The organism is Salinigranum marinum (assembly GCF_024228675.1).
Taxonomy (GTDB): domain Archaea; phylum Halobacteriota; class Halobacteria; order Halobacteriales; family Haloferacaceae; genus Salinigranum; species Salinigranum marinum.
This window is the reverse complement of the sequence record NZ_CP100462.1, coordinates 171632-191190: the sequence shown is the minus strand read 5'-3', so window position 1 is coordinate 191190 and position 19559 is coordinate 171632. Positions and strand designations below refer to the sequence as shown.

Sequence of the window (19559 nt, the reverse complement as noted above, 5' to 3'; positions counted from 1 at the left end):
AATCTAACCACGACAGTCGTAGCTATCAGCTGACGTGATGGGAACTACCGACTGTGAGGTGACGATCGAGGGAGAAGCCGACCACGCCGGGGCGACGCCGATGTACGAGCGGTCGGACGCGTTCGCGGCCGCCGCGGCCTTCGTGCTCGATCTCGAACGGGCCGCCGAGGAGCGTTCGACGGCCAGCGAAGCGGCCGTCGCGACCGCCGGTGCGGCCAGCGTCGAGCCGAACGTGCGGAACATCGTCCCCGCCGCGGTGCGGCTCGACCTCGACATCCGGGACACCGAACGCGCGGGCATGGACGAACTCGTCAAACGGTGCGAGCGGATCCTCGCGCGGCTCGAACGGACGCGCGGCGTCGACACCACGCTCGAACGGTACCGCGACAGCGAGCCGACGCGGATGGCCGAGCGGTGTCTGACGGCCGCGGCTCGCGCGGTGGAGACGCGTGGGGTCGACGCGGTGCGGCTGTACTCGGCAGCGATGCACGACACGGCGAACGTCGCGGCGGCGACCGACGCCGTACTGCTGTTCGCTCCCTCGGTGGAGGGGATCTCGCACTCGCCGCGGGAGTGGACGGACTGGGCCGACTGTGCGGCCGCAACGGGCGTCCTCGGCGAGACCGTTCGGTCCCTGGCGTCGCGGTGACACCCGCGGGGAATCCCCGCCATCGGGAGGTGGACGTTTTTTGTCGGCGCTGGGCGGATCTCTTCACATGACCCGGTATGCGATCAACCCGGCAGAGCTGAAAGACGCCCGCGAGATCGGCTACAACCACGCGATCGTCGACGGTGGCACGTTCTACATGGCGGGGCAAGTCGCGATGGACGCCGACTCGACGGTGGTGGGCGACGACATCGAGACGCAGGCGCGGAAGGCCTACGAGAACGTCGGCGTCCTCCTCGAGACGATCGGAAAGACGTACGCCGACGTCGCGAAGGTCACCACGCACATCGTCGACCCGAAAGAGCACTACTACGACGGCTACAAGACGGTTTACTGGGAGACGTTCGACGAGCCGTACCCCTGCCACACCGTCCTCGGACACGAACAGCTGGCGAACGAGGCGTACCTCGTCGAGATCGAGGTCGAGGTCCCGCTGACGGCGGCGGACGTCGAGGCGATCGAGCCCGACGGTGACGTGATCCGAGCGGTCTGAGCGCGTGAGCGGTCCGAGCGTGTCCTCACCGCCATGCGGAGGGGTCCTCGTTTACTGGCTGTGCGGCGCACGTTGCGGTATGAATACGGGACCCGAAATCTCGGGAGTCGCGAGCCGGATGCCGCAGTCGGGGATCCGCGAGGTGTTCGACGCGGCGCGATCGTACGCCGACCTGGCCGATCTGAGCATCGGCGAACCGGACTTCGCGACGCCCGAGCCGATCGCCACCGCCGTCTCGGAGGCGATCGGGACCGGCGTGAGTCGGTACACCGCGACCGTGGGCAAGCCGAGCCTGCGCCGCGCACTCGCCGAGAAGCTCGCTGCCGAGAACGGGATCGACGCCGACCCCGAGTCCGAGGTCGCCGTCACACCGGGGGCGATGGGTGCGCTGTTCACCGCGGTGCACGTGCTCTGCGATCCGGGCGAGGAGGTCCTCGTCCCCGGACCGTACTGGCCGAACTACCACGGCCACGTCGCGAGTGCGGGCGCGCGTCTCGTGACGGTCCCGACCGACACCGACTTCCTCCCGACTCCCGAGCGCCTCGCCGACGCGGTGACCGAGGACACCACCGCGGTGATCCTGAACACCCCGGCGAACCCGACCGGTGCCGTCATCGACCCGGAGCGAGTGCGGAGCCTCGGCGAGGTCGCGGCCGAACACGGCCTGTGGGTCATCGCGGACGAGACCTACGAACACCTCGTCTACGACGGGGCGACACACCACTCGCTGGCGAGCGACGGCGCTCGCTTCGAACACACCGTGACGGTGCACAGCTTCTCCAAGTCCTACGCCATGACCGGCTGGCGGGTCGGCTGTGTGAGTGCGCCCGCGCGCGTCCTCGACGCGATGAGCACCCTGCAGGAACACACTATCTCCTCGGTGGCCGAGCCCGCGCAGGTCGCGGCGACCGCGGCGCTCGAGAACCGTCACGTCGTCGAGGAGATCCACCGGACGTTCGCGGCCCGTCGCGACCTGATTCTCGATCGACTCGCGGCGATCGACGGCGTCGAACCCGGGAGACCCCGGGGCGCGTTCTACGTGTTCGCGGACGTCTCGGCGATCACCCCGGACAGCCGGGCGTTCGTCGACCGCCTCATGGAGGAGGCCGGTGTCGCGGCCGTCCCCGGGTCGGTGTTCGGCGACGGCGGCGACGGACACGTCCGGTTCTCCTACGCGACCGACACGGAGACGATCGAAACCGCGATGGACCGGCTGGAGCGGCTGCTCGGCCCGGCGTGAATCGCCGATCGGACGACCACGATCGGGCCGTCAAGCAGGCCCGCGGACGACGCCGGCGTTTCGCAAGCGGAGGTGACACGTATATCCGGCGCGCCCCGGTCACTCTCGGTATGACCGAGACGCGACGGGTAGTGATGCTCGATCCGGACTGGTTCGGGGACGTCGAGGTGGAACGCGCGCGGTTCAGGCGGCTGCTCGGGGAGGACGTCGTCGTCGACGCGGTGGACTGTCCCGACGAGGAGATCCCCGAGGCGATCGGGCCGGCCGACGTCCTCCTCTCACACGACACGGGGGTGTCGGCCGACAGCATGGACGCGACCGGCTGTTCGGTGATCGCACGCTACGCAACCGGCGTCGACGGGATCGACGTCGACGCCGCGACCAGCCGAGGAATCCGCGTGACGCGAGTCCCGACGTACTGTAACGACGAGGTCGCGACGCACGCGGTCTCGCTCGCACTCGCGTTCGTTCGCGGGCTCCCGGTGTACGACGACGCCGTCGCCGACGGTCGGTGGGAGTGGTCGGACGCCGCCCCCCTGCAGGCGGTCTCTGACACCACGTTCGGGCTCCTCGCGTTCGGAAACAAAGGGCGTGCAACCGGGGAGAAAGCGACTGCGCTCGGCTTCGACGTCTGTGCGTACGACCCCGGCGTCGCGGATGCGGAGATCGAGTCGGCGGGCGTCCGCGCCGTCGGGTTCGAGACCCTGCTCGCCGAGGCGGACGTCCTCTCGATCCACACACCGCTGACGCCGGAGACGGCGAACCTGATCGACGCGGCGGCGATCGACCGGCTCGACGACGACGCAGTGCTGGTGAACACGGCCCGTGGCCACGTGGTGGACGAGGACGCGCTGCTCGACGCGCTCGAAGCGGACCGACTCCGCGGTGCCGGCCTCGACGTGCTTCGCAGCGAACCACCCGAAGCGGAGAACCCGCTTCTCGGCCGGGACGACGTCGTCGTCACTCCGCACGCCGCCTGGTACTCGACGCGAACCGCCGACGCGCTCCGACACCGCGGCACGGACATCGCCGTCGCCGCGTACGAGGGGGAGGCCGTCGACGGCCTCGTCAATCCCGACGCGCTGCGTCGGTGATCGCCGCGCCGTGAGTCGGAGAGGATCGCTCGGCGATCCGACGACGCCCAGAGGCGGGGCGGCCCACGGCCTCAGTCGCGAGCGGCGTCGGGCTCGTCGTCCGGATAGACGAACACGTCGTCGACGTCCCAGCCGACGGTGACGTCGGCACCGCGCTCGTAGAGGACCTGCGTGTCGGTCCGCTGGTCGACGAGCCGAACGGTCGTCTCGAACGCGGGGACGTGGACGTGGTACTGCGTCTGGTCACCCTCGAACGAGACCTGTTCGATCGTCGCCGCGTACGCGTTGTCGTGGTCGCCGCTGAGGGCCACCTGTTCGGCCCGGAGCGCGACGACGACGTCCGAGGCGTCGCCGACGGCCGCCGCGGGGACCTGGACCGTTCCGTCGGCGATCGAGACCGTGGCCGTCCCGCCGGTACGGTCCGTCACGGTGCCGTAAAGCAGCGTCGTGTTCCCGATGAAGTCGGCCGCAAACGGCGTTTCGGGCGCCGCGTAGATGTCCTGTGCGGAGTCGAACTGCTCCAGGCGTCCGTCGCGGATGAGCGCGATACGGTCGGCCATCGAGAGCGCTTCGGTCTGGTTGTGCGTGACGTGGACGATCGTGAGTTCGGTCTCCTCGTGAATGCGCGTCAGTTCGGCCCGCATCTCCTCGCGGAGCTTCTTGTCGAGCGAGCTCAGCGGCTCGTCGAGCAGCAGCAGCGTCGGCTCGTAGACGATGGCGCGGGCGAACGCGACGCGCTGTTGTTGGCCGCCGGAGAGCTCGTCGACGGGCTTGTCGGCGTAGTCGATCGGCAGGCGGACGAGTTCGAGGACCTCCTCGACCTTCCGGTCGATGTCGCCGGGGTTCTGTCGCCGCATCTTCAGCGGGAACGCGATGTTCTCCCCGACGGTCATGTGCGGGAAGAGCGCGTGACTCTGGAAAACGAGGCCGATGTCGCGCTCGTACGGTGGCTCGTTGGACACCGGTTGGTCGTCGATGTAGATCTCGCCGGCCGTCGGCCGCTCGAAGCCGGCGATCAGGTGCAAGAGCGTCGTCTTTCCCGCCCCGCTCGGGCCTAAGATCGTGATGAACTCACCCTCCTCGATGGGGATCGAAACGTCGTCGACGGCGCGGAGCGTTCCGTACTCTTTCGTGACGCCGTCGATCCGGACGACGGCCTCGCTCGACTCGTCTACGGCTTCGTTTAGTTGTTCAGTCGCCATCGGTTACTGTCGGAAGGTATGACGCCCGATCGGGACATAAGACGACCCTCCGTGTGGTGGGGTAGGTAGTTTCATACGAGCAGGTATTCCAAGAGGTTCTTGATAATTTTGTTCTCTCCGCGTCGGAGATGCTCCTCGAACGTTCGTCGGGAGACCCCCATCTCGTCGGCGATCTCACCGGTCGTCGCGCCGCGCGGGATCTCGTAGTAGCCCGCCGAGACGGCCAGCGAGAGCGCGCGTTTCTGTCCGTCCGAGAGAGAGGGGAGTGCGGAGTCCAGCATGAGGAGGGGCACGTCGGAGGCGACCGCGTTGATCTCGCGTTTGGCCTCGACCGTCACGCGGTGGTCGTCGCTGATGTCGTGGTAGACGCTGGAGAGTTGCTCCTCGGTGAGGGCGAGCACCCGAGCGAGGAGCGAGCCGTCCGTGTACGTCAGCGGCGGGAGCGAGAGGCAGTGGTGGGGCTGCAGATACCCTTCGAGGAGGTCGTCGCGGAAATCGAGCAGGCAGGTGTCGGTGATCAGGACGGCCTCGTCGTCCTTGTGGACGATGTCGCGGATCCCGATCGTGTCGCGGAACGTCTCGATCGGGACGTCGATGTCGGCACCACGCAGGTAGACGAGATCACAGTACTGGTTGCACCACATCTCCACGTGAACGTCGTCACCCATCGAGGCGTCTGCGTACGGGCTCGTGTGATCGATCCTGAACGTCGCTTCGTACATCAGCGGTACCGGGGCCTGGAATTACACATCTGTCGTCTGTTCGAGGAGCATGAGTCTCTATTCATTGTTCGGACGCCGGTTCTGTGTCCGGATTCGAACGTTCTGTTGTTCAGAGACGATCGAGGAGGTATATAAATCCTCCGCCATATGTGGGTGCGCGATTCTTCCAGAGTAACCGCTAGTAGACGGACGAGCGATGTTCACTCACCCACGCGACGAGGCACCGAGCGAGCGGTGGCAGTCACTCGACGGTGCCCCGGAGGGAACCGAACTGAACACGAAAGGGTGGCGGCAGGAGGCCGCGTACCGACTGTTGAACAACAACCTCGACCCCGACGTGGGAGAGGAGCCGGAGAGCCTCGTGGTCTACGGAGGGACGGGGCGGGCGGCGCGGAGCTGGGACGCGTACGACGCGCTCACCGACGAACTGCAGGCCCTCGGCGACGACGAGACCCTCCTGGTCCAGAGCGGGAAACCCGTCGGGCGTTTCCGGACACACGAGCGAGCCCCCCGGGTCCTCATCGCGAACTCGAACCTCGTCGGGAAGTGGGACGACTGGGATCACTTCCACGAGTTAGAGGGGGAAGGCCTGATGATGTACGGGCAGATGACTGCCGGGTCGTGGGCGTACATCGGGACGCAAGGCATCGTCCAGGGGACGTACGAAACGATGGCCGAGTGCGCCAATCAGCACTTCGACGGGACGCTCAAGGGGCGGATCGTCGTCACGGCCGGCCTGGGTGGGATGGGCGGTGCACAGCCGCTCGCCGTGACGATGAACGGCGGCGTGTGCATCGCTGCCGAGGTCGACGAGTCCCGCATCGAGCGGCGGCTCGAGACGGGGTACTGTCGAGAGCGGATCGACGACCTCGACGACGCGATTCGAGCGGCCGAGGACGCTGCCGCGGCGGGCGACGCGCACAGTATCGCCGTCCAGATGAACGCCGCGGCGCTGTTCGAGGCGCTGCTCGACCGCGGGTTCGTCCCCGACGTCGTCACTGACCAGACGTCGGCACACGACGCGTTCGAGGGGTACTACCCACGCGGGTACACGGTCGACGAAGCGGACGACTACCGGGCCGAGGACCCCGACGGCTACCGCACCGCGTGTCTCGAGACGATGGAGCGCCACGTCGACGGCATCCTCGAGTTGCAGGCGCGCGGGTCGGTCGTCTTCGAGTACGGAAACAACATCCGCGGCCAGGTCGCCGACTTCCGTGACCCCGACGACCCGTGGCCGCTCACCGGAACGCCCGGCGAGGAGCGCGACGCGTTCGACTTCCCCGGCTTCGTCCCCGCATACATCCGCCCCATGTTCTGCCGGGGGAAGGGACCGTTCCGATGGCTCGCACTCTCCGGCGACGAGGCCGACATCTACCGGACCGACGAGGCGATCAAGGAGCTGTTCCCCGAGAAGGACCGGCTCGTCCGCTGGATCGAACTCGCCCGAGAGCAGGTCGAGTTTCAGGGCCTCCCCGCGCGCGTCTGCTGGCTCGGCTACGAGACGAGCGAACCGCCGGAGGCGTCTCGAACAGAGGGCGGGAAGACCGCCGACGAGGACGGGCTCACCGAACGGGCACGGTTCGCCCTGCGGATCAACGACCTCGTCGACGAGGGGGAGATCTCCGCACCGATCGTCGTCACTCGCGACCACCTCGACGCGGGCTCGGTCGCGTCGCCGAACCGTGAGACTGAGGCGATGCGTGACGGGTCGGACGCGGTCGCGGACTGGCCGATCCTCAACGCACTGGTGAACTGTGCAGCCGGTGCCGACATCGTCAGTGTCCACGGCGGCGGCGGCGTCGGGATCGGAAACTCCCTTCACACGAACAACCACGTGGTGCTCGACGGGACCGACCGGGCGGCCGAGACCGCGAAACGCGTCTTCACGACGGATCCCGGAATGGGGGTCATCCGGCACGCGGACGCCGGCTACGAGGAGGCCATCGACGAGGCCGACCGCTCGGACGTGCACGTTCCGATGCGTGCGCGGGAGCGGGAGCGGTGAGATGAGCCGACGGCCTCACACCACGTCTACACGGACGGGAGGCCGGCCGTGACGGACGCGACGGCCGTCAACGGCGCTCGACAGCTCGTCCGGGTCGGGACGAGCGGGCCCGCCGTCCTCGCGGACGTGCCCCGCTTCGAGTACGTCCCGTCCGACACCGAGGTGCGAACGACCGAGACGGTGATCGAGGCCGGGGAGGTGATCCGAGATGCCTGAGGTCGTGGAGATCGACGGGGAAACACTCACGCCGGAGCAGATCGAGGCCGTCGCCCGGGACGGAGCAGCCGTCACGGTCCCCGAGTCGGTGCGGCGGAGTGTGCGCGAGTCGCGCGACCGGATCGAGACGATCCTGGAGACGGACGAGCCGGTGTACGGCGTCAACACGGGGTTCGGCGAACTCGTCCAAGAGCGAATCCCGGAAGCCCGGATCGGGGCCGTCCAGCGGAACCTCGTCCGGAGCCACGCCGCCGGGGCCGGCGAGGAGCTACCGAAGAGCGTCGTCCGCGCGATGATGACCGCCCGGGTCAACACCCTCGTGAAGGGCTACTCGGGCGTCCGCGAGTGCGTCGTCGACCTGCTCGTGCAACTGCTCAACCAGGGAGTCCATCCGGTCGTCCGCTCGAAGGGCAGTCTCGGAGCCAGTGGTGATCTGGCCCCACTCGCGCACATGACGCTCGTGCTCATCGGGGAGGGGGAAGCGACCGTCGACGGAGACCGAATGGATGGGGCGGCGGCCCTCGAACGGGTCGATCTCGACCCGCTCGTCCTCGGCGCGAAGGAGGGCCTCGCGCTCATCAACGGGACACAGCTCACGACGTGTCTGGGGGCGCTGGTGGTCCTCGACGCGGAGCGCGCCGTCCGCGCGGCCGACGTCGCAGGGGCGATGACGACCGAGGTGACGATGAGCACGACCGCGTCGTCCCACCCCCGCATCAACGACGTTCGACCGCATCAGGGCCACCGCGAGGCGGCCGACAACGTCCGCGCGCTCACCGCCGACTCCGAGATCGTCCAGTCACACAGGAACTGTGACCGGGTACAGGACGCGTACTCCATCCGCTGTCTCCCGCAAGTCCACGGCGCGGTCCGCGACGCGGTGCGTCACCTCCGGAACGTCGTCACGGTCGAGCTGAACAGCGCGACCGACAACCCGCTGATCTTCGATGCCGACCGCGTCGACCCACGGGCGAGCGGGACGGACGACGCGGCGGTGCTCTCGGGTGGGAACTTCCACGGGGAGCCGCTGGCCCTCCCGCTCGACTACGTCACGAGCGCGATCGCCGAACTCGCGTCGATCAGTGAACGCCGGCTCGACCGCCTCCTCAATCCGAACGTACAGGCCGAACACCTCCCCCCGTTTCTCACCGCCGACGCGGGCGTCCAGTCCGGCTACATGATCACACAGTACGTCGCTGCCGATCTCGTGAGTACGAACCGCGCGGAGGGACGACCGTCGATGGACAACGTCCCCGTGAGCGGGAACCAGGAGGACCACGTCAGCATGAGCGCACAGAGCGCCCTGCGTGCCGCCGACGCCGTCGAGCGGACGCTCCGCGTCGTCGCGTCCGAACTCGTGTGTGCGACACAGGCGATCGACTTCGTCGACCCCGCGTACACGCCGGGGTCGGGAACGAAAGCCGCGTACGACTGCGTGCGCGACTCCGTCCCGTACCTCGACGACGACCGCCCGGTCCACGCCGACGTCGACGCGGCCACCGATCTGATCGTCTCCGATCTCCTGTTCGAGCGGGTCGAGGCCGCCACGGACGAGCCGCTCCAGTGAACTACCTCGGGGACAGCCCCAGAGGCTTCACCGTTTTGGGTTCGTACCGCACCCGCAGGCGAACTTCATTCCCCTCGACCTTCCCTTACGAGTCGGCTGGAATTACCACCCGATCGTCCGGTGTGTCCGTGAGGATCGGTGACTCCACCTCGCCCGACGCCACCCGTCACACTACGCCGAAAACGTGGGTTTTGAGAGGTGTCGCATTCCTCCGCGACTGCGCGTAGTTGTTTCGGATTAAGTTCTTTCATCCACGTCGCAACGGTACCACGACAGGCGGTTGTTTGTGTAATAGACAGGTCGGCCTCACCCTCGAGGTCGAGCCCCGCGGCACTCGGCCTGCTCCGCCTGTAGAGCGCCGCGCCCGCGCCCCACGACACCGGCGAGTTGTGTACACGCCAGGGCTCCGTTTGAGAGAGATCGGAACTTTTGTGCGATTTTTCGTTACGTTCAACGTTCGGGGAGCGTCGAAGGGAGACGTTTGCGGGTTGTCAACGCGTAACTATATATACTACCCCACATGTGGAGGGGGAAGACGTATCACGAACCTCCAATATAACGTATACACGTATGAGTCGACATACCGATTCACCGGTCTCGAACGACACGTCGAGTCGTTCACGTCGGACGTTTCTCGCGGCCGCAGGGGCAGCGACCATCGCCGGGCTCGCCGGCTGTACTGGCGGTTCCGGCGGTGGAGACGGCTCCGGCGGCGGCAGCGCCGACGGCGGGAGCGGGACGACCACGGGGTCGGCGAATTCGATCCCCGCGAAGCCGGACAGTCTCACGGTGCGTGCGTGGGGTGGCGCGTGGCAGGACAACCTAGACGAGTTCGTCGCCCAGCCGTTCACCGAGGAGACCGGCATCGACGTCGAGTTCGACAACTCGACCGAAGAGGAGATGCAGGGCAAGATACGGACCGCCGTCGAGCAGGACCGCAAGCCCCCGGTCAACGTCAACTGGTCGCTCACGAAGACGAGCTACCGGTCCTTCCAGATGGGCCTCATGGAGCCGCTGGACACCGAGATCGTCCCGAACGTCCAGGACCTGCTGGCGGCCAGCAAGCCCCAGGTCGACGAGGTGGAGTGGCCGTTCGTCAACCTCTACTCGTACACGTACGCGCTGACGTACAACACCGACGAGATCTCGTCGGAGCCGACGTCGTGGAGCAGCTGGTGGGACGACGAGTGGGACAACAGCATCGGCCTCTACCCCGGCGGGCACGGCATGACGCCGCTCATCGCGAAGATGACGGAGACGGAACTGGGGCCCGTCGACCAGATGGGTCCCGTCTGGGACCAGTTCAACGCGCTCAAGCCGAACGTCGGGACGATCGGCGACGACTCCCACCTCACGCAGAACCTCCGCCAGGGAGAAGTCTCGATGGCGGTGATGCTCCCTGCGAACATCGTCAACGCGCAGGACGAGGGCGCACCCGTGGAGTACACGATCCCCGAGGAGGGCGCACGGGCGGGCCGAGACACGATGTGGGTCCCCACGAACCAGGACGAAAGCGCGGTGTACTGGGGTCAGAAGTTCATCAACACGGCGGCTGACGTCGAAAACATCGGCCCTTGGTCGGTGGGGCTGGGCGTCGCGCCGCTGCACCCCGACTCGGAGGTCCCGGGCTGGATGGAGGAGTCGATCGCGTTCCCGACCAGCGAAGAGCAGTTCAACCAGATGATTACGGTTCCGTTGGACGTGCTGACCGAACACGAAGCCTCCTGGGAGAGCAGAGTCAACGAGATGATGCAGAGCTAACCCCCCGACCGGAGCCCCGCAACCGATCCGCACGCCGGGAGAGGGACCGACGGTCGGAACCGATGCGCGGACTCCCGTGCACCGGCCCGCGAGTTCCCCCGTCCCGGGTCGGGTCCCGAGGCGCGCGTCCCGGACCGCAGTAGCGGTGCCGGTGACCGGCCGGCGGTCACTCAGGACGGATCATCGGTCCGTCGTCGCTGGGAGAGTTCGTCCACGGTCAACAGCGCGTCGCGAACCGCCGCGGGAGTCACGTCGAACGGTTCGTTGTGGATCGTCTCGAACGGCTCGCAGGTCGCCTCGGCGATCGTCCGGAGTCGCTCGTCAGTCGGGTCGTCGAGCCCGACGTCGGAGAGCGAGACGGGCAGTCCGAGTTCGAGCGAGAAGTCGATCAACTCGATGATCTCCGACGTCTCGCGGCCCTCCAGAACCAGCTGGGTGAGCGTGCCGAGGTTCACTTTCTCGCCGTGTGTCGCGTCGTGGGTCGCCGCTACCCGTGTGAGCCCGTCGTGGACGGAGTGAGCGGCGGCCAACCCGCCGCTCTCGAACCCGATGCCGCTCATGAGCGTGTTGGCCTCCACGACGGCCTCGACGCTCTCCGTGACTCCGTCCCGTTCGACGGCCGCGATCGCGCCGCGCCCGTGCTCACGGATCGTCCGGTGGCACGTCCGCGCGATCGCGTGTGCCGTCCGGGTCGGTCGTCCCTCGAAGATGTTCTCGGCAGCCGCGCGGTACGCGGTGTCGGCCTCGTACCACGTCGCGATCGCGTCGGCGATCCCCGACCGGAAGTGCCGGACCGGCGCGCGGGCGATGACGGCGGTGTCGACCAGCACGAGGTCGGGGTTCGTCCCGTGGAAACGGAACTCGTCGAACTCGCCGTGCTCGGTGTACACCACCGAGAGGCTACTCGTCGGTGCGTCCGTCGAGGCGATGGTCGGCACGGTGATCAACCGGGCGTCGACGTCGCTCCGGACCGCCTTCGCGACGTCGAGCGCCCGCCCACCGCCGACCCCGACGACGACGTCGGCACCCGTGGCGTGTCGGCCGAGACGGTCGATCTCCTCGTGCGTACAGCCACCCCCGAACGTGATGCGGTCGACGGCGAACCCGCTCGCTTCGAGCCCCGCCTCGAGCGGGTCAGCGGCGATCTCGAGTACGGTTTCGTCGGCGATCACCACGGCCTGACCGCCGTCGCCGTCCCCGTCGACATCGACGTCGACATCCGCATCGATGTGTTCCCCGACCGTCTCCAAGATTTCCCTCCCCTGGACGTACGCGCTCGGTGATCTGAAGACGCGCGTCACGCGACACGCTCCAGTCGGGGTGCGAAGGAGCCGGTTCGGCACGTCGCGTTCCCGGCGACCGGGCGAGCGAGCCACGCGTGCCCCGCGGGAGGGGAAGCGAACGATCGTCTCATCTGACGGTGTAGCCGCCGTCGATGACGACCGTCTCCCCGGTCATGTACGACGAGGCGTCAGAGGCGAGATAGACGACGGTCCCCCCCAGATCCCCCGGCGGTGCCATCTCGTCCATCAGCATCTCGGAGAGCCACGCCTCCTCCATGTCGGGGTTTTCCGCGAGGAGTTCGTCGATCATCTCCGTCCGGATGTAGCCGGGAGCGATCGCGTTCGCCCTGATGTCGTATCGGGCCCACTCCGAAGCGAGTTGGCGTGTGAAGGAGACGACGCCCCCCTTGGACGCGTGATAGACGACCTCCTCCTGGGGGTAGTTCGCGACGAACGCCGACATCGACGCCATGTTGATCACCGTCCCCCCGTCCCCGTCGATCATCGCCTTGCCGGCGTGTTTCGTACAGAGGAAGACGCCGGTCAGGTTCGTCGCGATGACCTCGTTCCACGTCTCCAGCGACATCTCGTGGGCCGGTGCGGTTCGGGCGATCCCGGCGTTGTTGACCAACACGTCGATCGAGCCGAAGGTGGCCAGCGTCTCGTCGACCATCGCCTCGACGTCGTTCTCCTCGGTGACGTCGGCCGGAACGGCGATGGCGTCGACGCCCGTCTCCGCCTCGATCTCGGCGGCGGCCGTTCGACCGTCGTCGGCGGTTCGACTCACGAGACAGAGGTTCGCTCCCGCTTCGGCGAGTGCGCCCGCGAGCGCCCGGCCGATGCCCCGACTCGCACCGGTCACGATGGCAGTGTCTCCGTCGAGCGCGAACTCGTCCAGTACAGACATACAGGCCAGACTGACGTAGGGGGTAATAATCAACCCCCACCGAATGGCGGGGGACGGAGGTCCCGCGGTCGTCACCGCGGGCTTCGGACATGGCTGTCGACGGCGGAGTCGTCGGGCGCGTCCGACGCGGGACGGCGAGACGATCGGTTGCCGAGGCGGCCCCGAGGGCGGCTCGATGTTACTCGAACCGGGTTCGGACGCTCTCGGCGTGTGCCTCCAGCCCCTCCAGTTCCGCCAGTGTGACGATCGTGTCGGCGATCGAGTCGAGCGACTCCCGATCGAGGTGTTGGACCGTCCGTGAGCGGACGAAACTATCCACCGAGAGACCGCCGGAGGTGGTCGCGGACGTGGACGTCGGGAGGACGTGGTTCGTGCCGCTGGCGTAATCGCCGGCCGCGACGGGGCTGTACTCCCCGACGAAGACGCTCCCGGCGCTGTCGATCCGTTCGAGCGTCGCCTCGTCGTCGTCGGTCATCACGACGAGGTGTTCGACGGCGTACTCCTCCGCGAACGCGGTCGCCTCGTCCATCGAGTCCGCGAGAAAGACCCCGCTGCTGTCGTTGGCCAGCGCGTCGCGGATGATCTCGGCGCGGTCCCGGTTCGGGACCTGTCGCTCGATCTCCTCGACGATCGCCCGGGCGAGCGAACGGTCGGTCGTGACCGCAACGGCCGAGGAGTGTGGGTCGTGCTCGGCCTGGCCGACGAGTTCGGCGGCCACGAACCGGGGGTTCGCCGTCTCGTCCGCGACGACCAGAACCTCGGTCGGACCGGCGATCATGTCGATGGCGACGTCGCCACGCACTTCGGCTTTGGCCGCCGCGACCCATCGGTTCCCGGGCCCGACGATCTTCTCCACCGCGGGGACGGTCTCCGTTCCGTACGCGAGGCCGGCGATGGCCTGGGCGCCCCCGACGCTGTAGACCTCGTCGGCACCCGTGAGCCCGAGGGCCGCGAGCGTCACGGGGTTCAGCTCGTCCGCCGGCGGGGTCACGACGGCAACCTCCTCGACGCCGGCGACCTTCGCCGGAACGACGGTCATCACTGCCGTCGACGGATACGCGGCGCTCCCGCCGGGGACGTATGCGCCGACCCGCTCGATCGGGCGGAACTGACGGCCGAGCGTCACGCCGCCGAACGAGTCGGTCCAGTCGGTTCGGACCTGCCGCTCGTGAAACGTTCGGACGTTGTCGATGGCCGCTTCGATGGCCTCGCGTACCGCCGCGTCGATGCTGTCGGCGGCCCGCTCGGCCGCCGCCGTGATGTCGAGCGACTCCACCTCGACGCCGTCGAACCGGCGGCTGAACTCCCGGAGCGCGTCGTCCCCGTCCGTTCGTACCGTCTCGACGATCTCGCGCACGTCGGGGCGGATCTCGTCGATCCCGGTGTCTCTGTTGAGGACCGACTGTCGCTCCGACGGATCGAGGGTTCCGACTGATCGTACCTCCATGATGGTATCACACGTCTCGGCAGCCGTATTAAACATCACCCACCGAATGGGGGGTCGTCGCTCCGAGAGGGACGGTCGGCTCAGTACACCAGTTCCCCGGAGATGAACTTTCGCGTCCGTTCGTCCGTCGGCTGCTCGAAGATCGTCTCCGTGGGCCCGATCTCGGTGAGTCCGTCGCCGAGGAGGACGCCGACCCGATCGGCGATGCGTTCGGCCTGGTGCATGTCGTGGGTCGCGACGACGACGCCGATGCCGCGGTCGCGGGCTTCGAGCACCGCCTCCTCGATCAGTCCCGTGTTCCGCGGGTCGAGATCCGAGGTAGGTTCGTCGAGCAGGAGGTAGGTCGGATCGTACGCGAGCGCCCGCGCGAACGAGACCCGCTGGGCCTCCCCACCCGAAAGCGAGTGCACTTCCTGGTCGAGCTTGTGGCTGAGCCCGACGACGTCGAGCGCCTCCGAAGCCGCGTCCGCCGTCCCGTTCGACCCGAGGACGGACCACAGGTGGTCGTTGAGCCGTTCCCCCCAAGACTGACGCACCCGGAGGCCGTACTCGACGTTCCGAGCGACCGTCGCGTCGAACAGGCTCGCTTCCTGAAACACCATGCCGATCCGACGGCGGAGCGCTAGCCGCTCGCCCTCGTCGACGGCCCACGCCGCCTGCCCGTCCAGTTCGGTCGTTCCCTCGGTCGGCCGGAGGAACAGCGCGAGGATTCGAAGCAAGGTCGTCTTCCCGACCCCGGAGGGGCCGATGATCCCGACCACTTCGCCGGGCTCGACCGAGAGCGAAACCTCGGCGAGGACGGATTCGTCGCCGAAGGCGTGCGAGACGTTCGAGAGCCGGATCATCGGTTCATCGCCCCCGAATCACCGACTCGGACGACGATGGCGTTGATCGTCAGGACGAGCGCGACCAACACCGCGCCCAGCACCAATGCGGTCTCGTACTGTCCCTGGCGAGCCTCGAGCTGGATGGCGGTCGTCAGCGTCCGCGTCTTCGAGATGCCGTCCGCGCTCGTGATGTTCCCGCCGACGATGAGGACCGAGCCGACCTCGCTGATGGCGCGGCCGAACCCCGCCAGAATCGCGGTCGCGATGCCGTAGCGTGCCTCCTTGAGGACGACCAGCGCCACGTCGAGGCGTGTGCCGCCGAGGACGTGCGCGGCGTCCCGGACGTTCTCGCTCACGCCGGTGATCGCCGCGAGGCTGATCGCCGTGATGGGCGGCGTCGCGAGCACGAACTGCGACATGATCATCGCCTCCTTGGTGAAGATGAGCTCCAGTGGCCCCAGCGGTCCCTGGTTGGAGACGGTGAAGAGGACGAGCAGACCGACGACTACGCTGGGAAAGCCCATCCCCGTGTTGATGACGGACTTCACGAACTGCTTGCCGGGAAAGTCGGTGAAGCCCATCACGATGGCGACCGGGATGCTGAACAGCGTGCTCAGCGTCACGGCGATGACGCTCACGTACAGCGAGACGTAGATGATACTCGAGACGTACCCCTCCCTGAACGGGAGGTCGACGACGACCGGGAGCAGGTGGGCGACCGGATCGAGCGGCACGCTCACTCGTCGGTCGCGTTGCTACTCCACCCTTGCGGAACGTACTGCTGGAAGTCCGGGTTCTCGGAGATGGCCTCGGGGAAGAACAGCTGTTCCCCGTTGACCTGGTAGCTCGAGATGGCGTCCTGAGCCCCAGGACTGGTGATCCACCCGATGTAGGCCATCGCGAGGTCGTAGTTGGCGTTGTCGTGGACGCCGGGGTTGACCGCCATGATCCCGTAGGGGTTCGCGAGGATCTCCGGGCCGTCCTCGATCGGGCCCTGAACGAGGATGACGAGGTCGATCTCCGAGCGCTGAGAGATGTACGTCCCGCGGTCCGAGAGCGTGTACGCGCCCTGCTGGTTGGCGACGTTCAACGCCTCGCCCATCCCGGTCCCGGTCTCCTGATACCAGCTGCCGCCGGGCTCGGTGCCGGCGGCCTCCCAGAGGTTGAGTTCCTTGGTGTGGGTCCCGGAGTTGTCCCCGCGGGAGACGAACGTCGCCTCCGCGTCGGCGATCGCGGTGAGCGCCTCGGTCGCCGAACCCATCCCCTGGATCCCCGCCGGGTCGCTCTCCGGCCCGACGATGACGAAGTCGTTGAACATGAGATCGCGGCGATTGATGCCGTAGCCGTTGCGCATGAACTCGTCTTCGAGTCCCCGGGCGTGGACCATCACCACGTCCGAGTCCCCGTTGCGGGCCGACTCCAGGGCTGCACCCGTCCCCTGGGCGACCGCGTCGACGGTCACGCCGTACATCTCCTCAAAGTCCGTGTGGATCTCGTCGAGCAGTCCCGTGTCGTACGTGCTCGTCGTCGTCGTGAGCGTCAGCGTCTCGCCGCTGACGCCGGCCTGCGTCGATTCCTGTGTGCCCGAGCCGCCGCTCTGTGTACAGCCAGCCGTGCTCGCGACCGCTCCGACCCCGATCGCCTTGAGCAAACGCCGTCGTTGTATCGTCATGGAAATATCGATGAATCATTGAGACAAATACGTTTCGATTCCGTCCGGTGTGGTAGTGTGTGGACCGCGAAGAGCCACCGAGGAGACGGGACAGAACGACGTGGGGTCCCGTGTCCGACGTGGGCTCCGGGACGATCGTCACGACGGCCGTGGCTTTTGACCCGTACCGCGGGCCGCGCGAGCGGCGCGCGAGGATCGACCACAGCGCCGGGCCGACCACAGCGACGACCGGCGTCGACAGCCGGCACCGTCGGATTGGAGCGTCCGGCGCACGACCGACCGCCGGTGTCGGTGCTGATTACTATCGGGAGGGCCTACCGGGGAGCGTGACCGATCGAGAGCGGGATCCACTCCTCTACCCCAACCGCGGCACGGCACGGCGCGCGACCGCCGGCGTCTCCCGGCGAGGGTTGCTCGCGGGGAGTGCGGCCGCCGGGATGGCGGCGACCGCGGGATGCCTCGGCGACGAGGACGGTGGCGACGCCACGCGACGGCCGACGGTGTTCGTCTTCAACACCGGCGACGGGAGCGTGAGCCTCATCGATCCGGCGGCCGACGAACTGATCGAGACGCGGGTGCTCGGCCTCTCCTCGTCGTTTCCGTCGAACCAGTACGCGCCCGAACTGACCGACGAGCCGGAGGAGTCGCTGTGGCTCAACGTCGGACGCGGCGTCCGGGGCGTCTCCGTCGGCTCCCTCTCGGAGACGGCGGTGATCGAGACCGGGTCGGGGGCGAACTGGCTCGAACGGTCGCCTGACGGGAACCACGTCGTCGTCAGCGCCCGAGAGCCCAGCCACCGCCAGTTCCGGATCGACGCCGATCCGACGTCAGAGAGGTTCGGGGAGGTGACCGGCGAGATCGATCGGACGGTCGAGGGCGGTCGGGGGGACAGAGATGGACCGGGCCCGTGCGACGTGACGATCCACCCTGACGGCGAGTACGCGTACGTGCCGGACCTCTTCGGTGACACGCTGACCGTCGTGTCGGTCGATCCGTTCGAGATCGTGACGCGGATCGACGTCGAACCGGTCGGGGACAGCCCGGCGCGGCCCTGGATGGGGACGGTCTCACCCGACGGCCGAACCCTGCTCGTCGAGCACAACGAGGACGAGACCGGGACCGAGAGCGTCTGGGACGTCAGCGATCCGGCGAACCCCCGCGAGTCGACCCGACTGACGGCGGCGGACGGTCTCGGGCGGCGGCCGCTGACCAGCGAGATCGGCCCGGACTCCGAGACGGGCTACGTGTTCACCCCCGGATCGAACGACGTGACGGTCGTCGATCTCGTAGCCGAGGAAGTGACGAGTCGGCTCGACCTCGGCGGATCGGCGTTCGTCGGGACGTGGAACCCCGCCCGGACGAAACTCTACGTCCCCGTCCAGACGAACGACGAGGTGGCAGTGATCGACCACGAACGGGGCCAGATCGTCGACCGAATCGCGGTCGGAGCGAGTCCGTACGGCGCGACGTCGGCCCTGGTGCGGCCACAGCCCGGCACGTCGTCGAGCATGCTCACCGTGATGGCACGGCTCGGCCTCCGTTCGGAGACCACCTACTGTATCGGGAACTGCGCGTGCGGACATCAGCTGTGAGCCGCTGACGGTCGTCGTCGTCGGTCGCCGCTCGCTGGTCGCCGATACCCTCGAATCGAGCGCGTAAACGTGTTGAGCGGCCGAACGTGTGAGGCATCGCGTCCCCTTTTCGGCCGCGACGGGCGGCTAGGACCGGTTTAGTCAGCGAGTTTCGGAGGTCAGCCGAGTCACCGAGGCCGCTCACGCGGGTCGTGTGCTCGCCCGAATACACTCTTGATCAGGGGTGTCGATCACGTGCGCGCTGGTGTTAGGTTCGGGCGGCTTCCGTCTGTTTGTTACCCCACAAATTCGATTTGGGTCCTTGGTCTTCTCACTGCTAATGATACTCGTTTAATTCGAATCCTACCCGCCTAACGAACGCTCGAAGTAACTCCGGTCGATCGCCTCGGTTAGCGATCGACCTATCAACTTCCCATTCGAGATCCGTGAAATCGAACCGAACGAAGTTCCCGAGCAGGTCGACTTTTCGGTACTTCCAGACCTGTTCGAATGGCAGTAGCTCAGGCGCGTAGGATGGCATCTTAGGGAAAGACACAGCGACGCGCGTCGCTGTGTCGAACTCTGGTGTTGTCAGAAGCCGTTGCGCGTTTTTGTGGTATATATTATTATCCCGATAGTACCGAATTTTGGTTATGGAAATCTAGAAATTCAAGTAGTAATTCAACAATTTTCTTCCCAGGGGTCCTTTCGGAGTCATCCACCCGCTCGGTGTTCTGTCAGTACGGCTGAACGGGGGTTTACTATCAGCGACCGATACCTGTCCGCCATCGCATGGCTTCGGTTGGTACGGGGTTGATTTTCGTCGTCGTCGCACTGATTCCCACGTATCTGTTCGTCCGGGCGAGGCGGCGAGTCGAGCAG

Annotated in this window: 17 protein-coding genes; 9 read left to right on the top strand and 8 right to left on the bottom strand. The window is 67.2% G+C overall.

Features of this window, described 5'->3' with window-relative positions; translation table 11 throughout:
• Positions 1 to 37 precede the first annotated feature (37 nt).
• The 4 genes from NKJ07_RS20975 to NKJ07_RS20960 all read left to right on the top strand — a co-directional run bounded on the left by NKJ07_RS20975 (position 38) and on the right by NKJ07_RS20960 (position 3494).
• Complete coding sequence (locus NKJ07_RS20975; RefSeq protein ID WP_318570866.1) at positions 38 to 649, top strand: M20/M25/M40 family metallo-hydrolase; 612 nt, start codon at positions 38 to 40, stop codon at positions 647 to 649.
• A 67-nt stretch (positions 650 to 716) separates the two neighbouring features.
• On the top strand, positions 717 to 1160 hold the full coding sequence (locus tag NKJ07_RS20970; protein WP_318570865.1) for a RidA family protein: 444 nt from the start codon (positions 717 to 719) through the stop codon (positions 1158 to 1160).
• Positions 1161 to 1239: 79 nt separating this feature from the next.
• A complete protein-coding gene (locus NKJ07_RS20965; protein WP_318570864.1) occupies positions 1240 to 2400 on the top strand; it encodes a pyridoxal phosphate-dependent aminotransferase in 1161 nt (386 codons plus the stop codon).
• A gap of 110 nt (positions 2401 to 2510) precedes the next feature.
• Positions 2511 to 3494 (top strand): C-terminal binding protein, encoded by a 984-nt coding sequence (locus tag NKJ07_RS20960; RefSeq protein ID WP_318570863.1) that lies wholly within the window; start codon positions 2511 to 2513, stop codon positions 3492 to 3494.
• A 71-nt stretch (positions 3495 to 3565) separates the two neighbouring features.
• Here the strand turns inward: NKJ07_RS20960 and NKJ07_RS20955 are convergent, their stop codons facing one another.
• Together NKJ07_RS20955 and NKJ07_RS20950 are read right to left on the bottom strand one after the other, a co-directional pair.
• Complete coding sequence (locus NKJ07_RS20955) at positions 3566 to 4696, bottom strand: ABC transporter ATP-binding protein (RefSeq protein ID WP_318570862.1); 1131 nt, start codon at positions 4694 to 4696, stop codon at positions 3566 to 3568.
• Positions 4697 to 4767: 71 nt separating this feature from the next.
• Positions 4768 to 5418, bottom strand: a complete 651-nt coding sequence (locus NKJ07_RS20950) for a helix-turn-helix domain-containing protein (RefSeq protein ID WP_318570861.1) — start codon at positions 5416 to 5418, stop codon at positions 4768 to 4770.
• A gap of 196 nt (positions 5419 to 5614) precedes the next feature.
• Between NKJ07_RS20950 and hutU the strand changes: the two genes are divergently transcribed.
• From hutU to NKJ07_RS20930, 4 genes are all read left to right on the top strand, one after another.
• Positions 5615 to 7426, top strand: coding sequence for a urocanate hydratase (gene hutU / locus NKJ07_RS20945; protein WP_318570860.1), 1812 nt, complete (start codon positions 5615 to 5617; stop codon positions 7424 to 7426).
• 48 nt (positions 7427 to 7474) lie between these two features.
• A complete protein-coding gene (locus NKJ07_RS20940) occupies positions 7475 to 7642 on the top strand; it encodes a hypothetical protein (RefSeq protein WP_318570859.1) in 168 nt (55 codons plus the stop codon).
• The gene (gene hutH, locus NKJ07_RS20935) at positions 7635 to 9209 is read left to right on the top strand and encodes a histidine ammonia-lyase (RefSeq protein ID WP_318570858.1); all 1575 of its coding nucleotides are present in this window, start codon (positions 7635 to 7637) and stop codon (positions 9207 to 9209) included. Before NKJ07_RS20940 ends, hutH begins: the two co-directional genes overlap by 8 nt.
• 570 nt (positions 9210 to 9779) lie before the next feature.
• Entirely contained in the window at positions 9780 to 10970 is a 1191-nt protein-coding gene (locus tag NKJ07_RS20930) for an ABC transporter substrate-binding protein (protein WP_318570857.1), read from the top strand.
• A gap of 170 nt (positions 10971 to 11140) precedes the next feature.
• Here the strand turns inward: NKJ07_RS20930 and NKJ07_RS20925 are convergent, their stop codons facing one another.
• The 6 genes from NKJ07_RS20925 to NKJ07_RS20900 form a co-directional block, all read right to left on the bottom strand.
• Positions 11141 to 12271, bottom strand: coding sequence for a glycolaldehyde reductase (locus tag NKJ07_RS20925; RefSeq protein WP_318570856.1), 1131 nt, complete (start codon positions 12269 to 12271; stop codon positions 11141 to 11143).
• A 109-nt stretch (positions 12272 to 12380) separates the two neighbouring features.
• Complete coding sequence (locus tag NKJ07_RS20920) at positions 12381 to 13160, bottom strand: SDR family NAD(P)-dependent oxidoreductase (protein ID WP_318570855.1); 780 nt, start codon at positions 13158 to 13160, stop codon at positions 12381 to 12383.
• 178 nt (positions 13161 to 13338) lie between these two features.
• On the bottom strand, positions 13339 to 14607 hold the full coding sequence (gene hisD, locus NKJ07_RS20915; protein WP_318570854.1) for a histidinol dehydrogenase: 1269 nt from the start codon (positions 14605 to 14607) through the stop codon (positions 13339 to 13341).
• Positions 14608 to 14687: 80 nt separating this feature from the next.
• Entirely contained in the window at positions 14688 to 15452 is a 765-nt protein-coding gene (locus NKJ07_RS20910; protein ID WP_318570853.1) for an amino acid ABC transporter ATP-binding protein, read from the bottom strand.
• On the bottom strand, positions 15449 to 16174 hold the full coding sequence (locus tag NKJ07_RS20905; RefSeq protein WP_318570852.1) for an ABC transporter permease: 726 nt from the start codon (positions 16172 to 16174) through the stop codon (positions 15449 to 15451). The genes NKJ07_RS20910 and NKJ07_RS20905 overlap by 4 nt, the downstream gene beginning before the upstream one ends.
• Complete coding sequence (locus tag NKJ07_RS20900; protein WP_318570851.1) at positions 16171 to 17106, bottom strand: ABC transporter substrate-binding protein; 936 nt, start codon at positions 17104 to 17106, stop codon at positions 16171 to 16173. Before NKJ07_RS20900 ends, NKJ07_RS20905 begins: the two co-directional genes overlap by 4 nt.
• 326 nt (positions 17107 to 17432) lie before the next feature.
• Here NKJ07_RS20900 and NKJ07_RS20895 point away from each other — a divergent pair, with 326 nt between their 5' ends.
• Positions 17433 to 18698, top strand: coding sequence for a YncE family protein (locus NKJ07_RS20895; RefSeq protein WP_318570850.1), 1266 nt, complete (start codon positions 17433 to 17435; stop codon positions 18696 to 18698).
• Positions 18699 to 19559 lie beyond the last annotated feature (861 nt).

Coding starts and splice junctions, on each gene's coding strand:
- NKJ07_RS20920 (WP_318570855.1), bottom strand. CDS start 13,160: ATGTCTGTACTGGACGAGTTCGCGCTCGACGGAGACACTGCCATCGTG.
- NKJ07_RS20900 (WP_318570851.1), bottom strand. CDS start 17,106: ATGACGATACAACGACGGCGTTTGCTCAAGGCGATCGGGGTCGGAGCG.
- NKJ07_RS20955 (WP_318570862.1), bottom strand. CDS start 4,696: ATGGCGACTGAACAACTAAACGAAGCCGTAGACGAGTCGAGCGAGGCC.
- NKJ07_RS20950 (WP_318570861.1), bottom strand. CDS start 5,418: ATGTACGAAGCGACGTTCAGGATCGATCACACGAGCCCGTACGCAGAC.
- NKJ07_RS20970 (WP_318570865.1), top strand. CDS start 717: ATGACCCGGTATGCGATCAACCCGGCAGAGCTGAAAGACGCCCGCGAG.
- hisD (WP_318570854.1), bottom strand. CDS start 14,607: ATGGAGGTACGATCAGTCGGAACCCTCGATCCGTCGGAGCGACAGTCG.
- NKJ07_RS20910 (WP_318570853.1), bottom strand. CDS start 15,452: ATGATCCGGCTCTCGAACGTCTCGCACGCCTTCGGCGACGAATCCGTC.
- hutU (WP_318570860.1), top strand. CDS start 5,615: ATGTTCACTCACCCACGCGACGAGGCACCGAGCGAGCGGTGGCAGTCA.
- NKJ07_RS20965 (WP_318570864.1), top strand. CDS start 1,240: ATGAATACGGGACCCGAAATCTCGGGAGTCGCGAGCCGGATGCCGCAG.
- NKJ07_RS20960 (WP_318570863.1), top strand. CDS start 2,511: ATGACCGAGACGCGACGGGTAGTGATGCTCGATCCGGACTGGTTCGGG.
- NKJ07_RS20975 (WP_318570866.1), top strand. CDS start 38: ATGGGAACTACCGACTGTGAGGTGACGATCGAGGGAGAAGCCGACCAC.
- NKJ07_RS20930 (WP_318570857.1), top strand. CDS start 9,780: ATGAGTCGACATACCGATTCACCGGTCTCGAACGACACGTCGAGTCGT.
- hutH (WP_318570858.1), top strand. CDS start 7,635: ATGCCTGAGGTCGTGGAGATCGACGGGGAAACACTCACGCCGGAGCAG.